The organism is Streptomyces hilarionis, from assembly GCF_024539675.1.
Classification (GTDB): Bacteria; Actinomycetota; Actinomycetes; order Streptomycetales; family Streptomycetaceae; genus Streptomyces; species Streptomyces hilarionis.
The window spans coordinates 1-5,009 of the sequence record NZ_JAHHIT010000289.1; the positions used below are offsets into that span (position 1 = coordinate 1).

A 5,009-nucleotide genomic window follows, 5' to 3' on the forward strand; every position below is an offset into this window, starting at 1 on the left:
GGGCCGGGGCCGGGGCCGTTAAATCGCGTGCCCGGCACGGTCGTTCGGCCCTACACTCGCCGGACCGAGCGCGGTGGCGGGGGGCATGCGCTGCCTCGTACGCCTCTCCCCCGTCAGGGCGCGGAGCGCTCCTCGGGCCCCCGCGCGCGAACGCGCGGAACGCCAACGGCCGCGCGGGGCAGCGTCAACGGCCCGGCGTCCCGGACGCCGTCGGGTAGAACTCCCTGCGCACCCGGCGCAGCCACGCGTCGGCGGCCCGGTCGTCGGGCTGGTCGGGCAGCGCGCTGCGGGTGTCGGCGAACGCCTCCTCGAAACGGCGCAGCAGCGGTTGTGCCGCTTCGGGGTCGGCGGCGACCTCCTCACCGAAGCGGCGGTAGCTCTCCGGGTCGTCGACGCGGACCGTCAGCCGTCCTGTGGCGTACAGCTCGTAGCCCTGGGTGCACAGTCGTTTGAGGTGCCGGGCGTGCTTGGCGACGCGCTGCGGGGAGCCGTCGGCGGTGGAGCCGTCCCGGCGGCTGCGCAGTTTGCGGAACTGCTGGGTGGCGTAGCCCAGGTAGGCGTCGCGGATCCGCCGGGCGCCGAGCAACGTCTGTCGCAGGGCGATGAGTTCGTCGCCGAGCGCGGTGCGGGTCTCGTACAGCTCGTCGGGCAGCCACACCAGTTCCATGACGGTCGGATTGCCGGACAGGGCGAGGCGGCACCATTTGCCCGCCTCGTGCAGGGTGCGGTCGGGGGCGGTGCTGACGTGCGACTCCGGTGGGCGGTGCAGACCGTGCAGTTCCTCGGTGGGGGTGGCGTACATGCCGAGGCGGTCGATGTCGGAGCCCTCGTGGGCGAGCCCGTAGGCGGTCGAGCCGACGATGCCGGACAGCAGGATGTTGGTGACGGTCACAGGTGCCCCCGGTCGTACCCCGACGATGGTCTCCCGGACCCGTGGCCGCGTGCCGGGACCGCCCATGATGCCCCGGCCCCGGCCCGCACCACCTCGCATTTTTCCGCCTCCGCGCGAGGTCCGGCCCGGGGCGGGCCGGTGCACGGCCCGCGCCCCGCCTCACCCGTACGGCTCGGTGCGCTGGTCGCGCGGCCTCGCCGGTGGTGCCGTGGAGGCAGGGGCAGCCGACCCCCGTCCTCAGGAGGCACCCGTGACCACCGCCCGCCCGTCGTCCCGTCCGTCCTGCCCGCCCCGCCCGTCGGGTCCGGCCGGTCCGACCCGTCCGGGTCGTCCGGTCCGCGGGCTGGCCGCCGCCCTGGCCTGCGGAACCCTGCTGGTCACGGCGGCGGCCTGTTCGAACGGGGACGACGGCGCGGCAGGCGGATCGGACGTCGCGGCCGCACCGGTCGCCGGGCGGACGACCGCACCCGCCCCGCTGCCGCTGACGAACGCCCGCGCACGGATGGCGCTGATCACCGCGGCGGATCTGGAGGACGACTGGACGCAGGTCAAGACCGCGGGCAACTGGCACGACCGCCTCCTGGTCGGCAAGGTCGACGTCGCCCGGTTCGTGACGGCCCGCACCCAGGCGGCCGCCTGCCAGCAACTGCTCGACGGGCTCTACGAGAACGACATGCTCGGCAAGCCGTCCGGCGGCTCGGCGCTCACCGGGTTCCAGCAGGACGAGGCCCGGCTGTTCTACCAGGTGGCCGCCTACGACAAGGCGGACCTCGACAAGTCGCTGGCCTGGCTGAAGTCGCTGCCGACCGAGTGCGACCAGTTCAACGCGGTCGGCGCGCAGAACGCCACGCGCTCCGTGCAGGTCGTCGCGGCCTCCCTCCCGAAGGTCGGCGACGCCCGGCAGGGCATCACGGTGACCGTGAAGGGCAGCTCCGGCGGCTCTCCCGTCACCCTCACCCTGGACGTCGCCGTCGTACGGGTCGGCGACGACGCGATCACGGTCGTCAACGGCGGGACCGACGGCGTGGACCACGACAGCACCGACGACGCGGTCAGCCACGGCGTCACGCGGCTCAAGGACGTCCTCGCAGGCCGTACGCCGGCCCCGCAGCCCAGCCTGTTCGACTGAGCGGGGCGGCCGTTCGCCTTCTTCCTCCCCTGTGAACCATGTGACATATTACTGCGGTGACCCATCGACCCAGCGGTGACGTCGTGGTCGTCGGCGCCGGCATGGTCGGCGCCGCCTGCGCCCTGTACGCGGCCCGTGCCGGGCTGGAGGTGATCCTGGTCGACCGCGGCCCGGTGGCCGGCGGCACCACCGGTGCGGGCGAGGGCAACCTCCTCGTCTCCGACAAGGAGTCCGGGCCGGAACTCGAACTGGCGCTGCTGTCGGCCCGGTTGTGGCGCGACCTGGCACGGGAGGGGCTCGCGGAGGCCTTCGAGTACGAGGCCAAGGGCGGGCTGGTCGTCGCCTCGACCCCCGACGCCCTCGCCTCGCTCACGGACCTGGCCGCAGGGCAGCGCGCGGCCGGTGTGGACGCCGTGCCCGTCGACGCGCATCGGCTGCGGGACCTGGAGCCGCACCTGGCGCCGGGGCTCGCCGGCGGGATGCTCTATCCGCAGGACGCCCAGGTGATGCCCGCCCTCGCCGCCGCCCACCTGACGCGGGCGTCGGGCGCGCGGGTGGAGACGGGCCGCACGGTGACACGGATCCTGCGCGCCCCCGACGGCGCCGTGCGGGGCGTGCGCACGGACCGCGGCGACCTCCTCGCGCCGGCCGTGGTGAACGCGGCCGGCGTCTGGGGGGCCGACGTGGCCGCGCTGGCGGGCGTCGCGCTGCCCGTGCTGCCCCGCCGGGGCTTCGTGCTGGTCACCGAGCCGCTGCCGCCACGGGTGCGGCACAAGGTGTACGCCGCCGACTACGTGGCGGACGTGGCGAGCGACTCGCCCGCGCTCCGGACCTCGCCGGTCGTGGAGGGGACCGCCGCCGGGCCGGTGCTGATCGGCGCGAGCCGTGAGCGGGTGGGCTTCGACCGGTCCCTCTCCCTGCCCGCGGTGCGCGCCCTGGCGGCGGGCGCCACGCGGCTGTTCCCGTTCCTGGAGCGGGTGCGGGCGATGCGCGCGTACACCGGCTTCCGCCCCTGTCTGCCGGACCGTCTGCCGGCCGTCGGCCCCGACCCGCGCGTGCCCGGGCTGTTCCACGCCTGCGGTCACGAGGGTGCGGGCATCGGGCTCGCGACCGGCACGGGGCTGCTCATCGCGCAGGCCCTCACCGGCACGCGGCCCGAGCTGGACCTCGTCCCGCTGCGCCCCGACCGGTTCGACGATCCCCGTCATCCCGACCGCCGCACCGAGGAGGCCGCCCCGTGGACCCGTTGAACCCGGCCCGGACCCGCACAGCCGCCCCGTTCACCCTCACCTTCGACGGCCGGGAGATCCGGGCGTCGCCGGGGCAGAGCGTCGCCGCCGCCCTGTGGTCGTCCGGGGTGACGGCCTGGCGCACCACCCGGGGCGAGGGCCGCGCACGCGGGGTCTTCTGCGGGATCGGCGTGTGCTTCGACTGCCTGGTGACCGTCGACGGCCGTCCCAACCAGCGGGCCTGTCTGGTGCCGGCCGTGCGGGGCGCCGACGTCCGCACGCAGCGGGGGACGGGGCACGATGACTGAGCGGCGTCCGGTGCTGGCGGTGGTCGGAGCCGGGCCGGCGGGTCTCGCCGCCGCGCTGGCGGCCGCGTCGCGCGGCGTGCGCGTGGCGCTGATCGACTCCGCCCCGGCGGTGGGCGGGCAGTTCTACCGGCAGCCCGCCCCGGGGCCCGGTGCGCGGGGACCGCAGGCGCTTCCCCACCAGCGGCGCACCTGGGACCGGCTGCGGGCCGGGCTCGACGCGCATCTCGCCGCCGGGCGGATCACGCACCTGAGTGAGCGTCATGCGTGGTGCGTGGAGGCCGAGTCGGGCGGGTTCGTGGTGCACGCGCTGCTCGGCCCGGAGCAGGAGGAGGCCACGGCGGTCCGCGCCGACGGGGTGCTGCTGTCCACCGGCGGCTACGAGAAGGTCCTGCCGTTCCCGGGCTGGACCCTGCCCGGCGTGGTCACCGCGGGAGGCGCGCAGGCCCTGTCGAAGGGCGGTCTGTCGCTGCCCGGCCGTACCGCGGTGGTGGCCGGGTCGGGTCCCCTGCTGCTGCCGGTCGCGACCGGCCTGGCGGCGGCGGGCGCCCGGGTCTCGGCCCTCGTCGAGACGGCCGCTGCGGGGGCCTTCGCCCGACGGCCGCGGACCTGGGCGACGACGCCCGTGAAGTGGGCCGAGGGCGCCGCGTACGCGGGCCGGCTCCTGCGGGCGCGGACCGCGGTGATGACCCGTCACCTGGTGGTGGAGGCGCACGGCCGCGAGCGGCTGGAGGCTGTCACGGTCGCCGCGTGGGACGCCGACGGCCGGCCGGCGCCCGGCTCCGAGCGGCGGCTGGCCTGCGACCTGCTCGCCGTCGGCCACGGTCTGACGCCGCACACCGACCTCGCGGACGGCCTCGGCTGCCGCCTCGACGGGGCGGGCGTCCGCGTGGACGACGAGCAGCGCACCGACGTCCCCGGCGTCTGGGCCGCGGGCGAGGCGACGGGGATCGGCGGGGCGGACCTGTCCCTGGCCGAGGGGCACATCGCGGGCCGGTCGGCGGCCGCGCGGCTGGCCGGGACGGCCCCCGACCCGCGCGGGTGGGCACGGGCCGCGCGGTCCCGCGCCCGGCTGCGGCGGTTCTTCGCGGCCCTGGAGGACGCGTACGGCGATCCGCCCGCGCGATGGCCGGAGCGGGTCGGGGACGACACGGTCGTGTGCCGCTGCGAGGAGGTCACCGCCGGCGCCGTCCGCGAGGCCGTGGACTCGCTCGGCGCGGGTGATCTGCGCACCGTGAAGCTGCTGACCCGGGCCGGAATGGGCTGGTGTCAGGGCCGTATGTGCGAACCGGGGGTGGCGGGCGTCGCGGGCTGCGCGCCGACCCCGGCCCGGCGGCTGCTCGCCCGGCCCGTGCCGCTCGGCGTGCTCGCCGCCCCGCCCGACCCCACGACGCCCCGGTGACCTGGCACGTTCCCTACAGCGAAGGGACTTCCCGATGACCGCCCCGGCAGAC

Annotated in this window: 5 protein-coding genes; 4 read left to right on the forward strand and 1 reads right to left on the reverse strand. The window is 76.6% G+C overall.

The annotated features are described in order from the left end of the window. Positions 1–184: 184 nt before the first annotated feature. Positions 185–892, reverse strand: a complete 708-nt coding sequence (locus KMS84_RS37770) for a nucleotidyltransferase domain-containing protein (protein ID WP_256921079.1) — start codon at positions 890–892, stop codon at positions 185–187. A 250-nt stretch (positions 893–1,142) separates the two neighbouring features. Here KMS84_RS37770 and KMS84_RS37775 point away from each other — a divergent pair, with 250 nt between their 5' ends. Genes KMS84_RS37775 through KMS84_RS37790 form a run of 4 tightly spaced genes read left to right on the forward strand, consistent with a single transcriptional unit; the run spans position 1,143 to position 4,957 of the window. Beyond that, on the forward strand, positions 1,143–2,021 hold the full coding sequence (locus tag KMS84_RS37775; RefSeq protein WP_438819031.1) for a hypothetical protein: 879 nt from the start codon (positions 1,143–1,145) through the stop codon (positions 2,019–2,021). Between the two features lie 56 nt (positions 2,022–2,077). After that, on the forward strand, positions 2,078–3,271 hold the full coding sequence (locus KMS84_RS37780) for an NAD(P)/FAD-dependent oxidoreductase (protein ID WP_256921080.1): 1,194 nt from the start codon (positions 2,078–2,080) through the stop codon (positions 3,269–3,271). Beyond that, complete coding sequence (locus KMS84_RS37785) at positions 3,259–3,558, forward strand: (2Fe-2S)-binding protein (RefSeq protein ID WP_256921081.1); 300 nt, start codon at positions 3,259–3,261, stop codon at positions 3,556–3,558. Before KMS84_RS37780 ends, KMS84_RS37785 begins: the two co-directional genes overlap by 13 nt. Beyond that, positions 3,551–4,957 carry an FAD/NAD(P)-dependent oxidoreductase gene (locus tag KMS84_RS37790; protein ID WP_256921082.1) on the forward strand — a complete coding sequence of 469 codons (1,407 nt, stop codon included), beginning with the start codon at positions 3,551–3,553 and terminating at the stop codon, positions 4,955–4,957. Before KMS84_RS37785 ends, KMS84_RS37790 begins: the two co-directional genes overlap by 8 nt. The last annotated feature ends 52 nt before the right edge of the window (positions 4,958–5,009 follow it).

Excerpts from the sequence above, each read along its gene's own strand:
- KMS84_RS37790 (WP_256921082.1), top strand. The coding sequence starts at position 3,551 with ATGACTGAGCGGCGTCCGGTGCTGGCGGTGGTCGGAGCCGGGCCGGCG.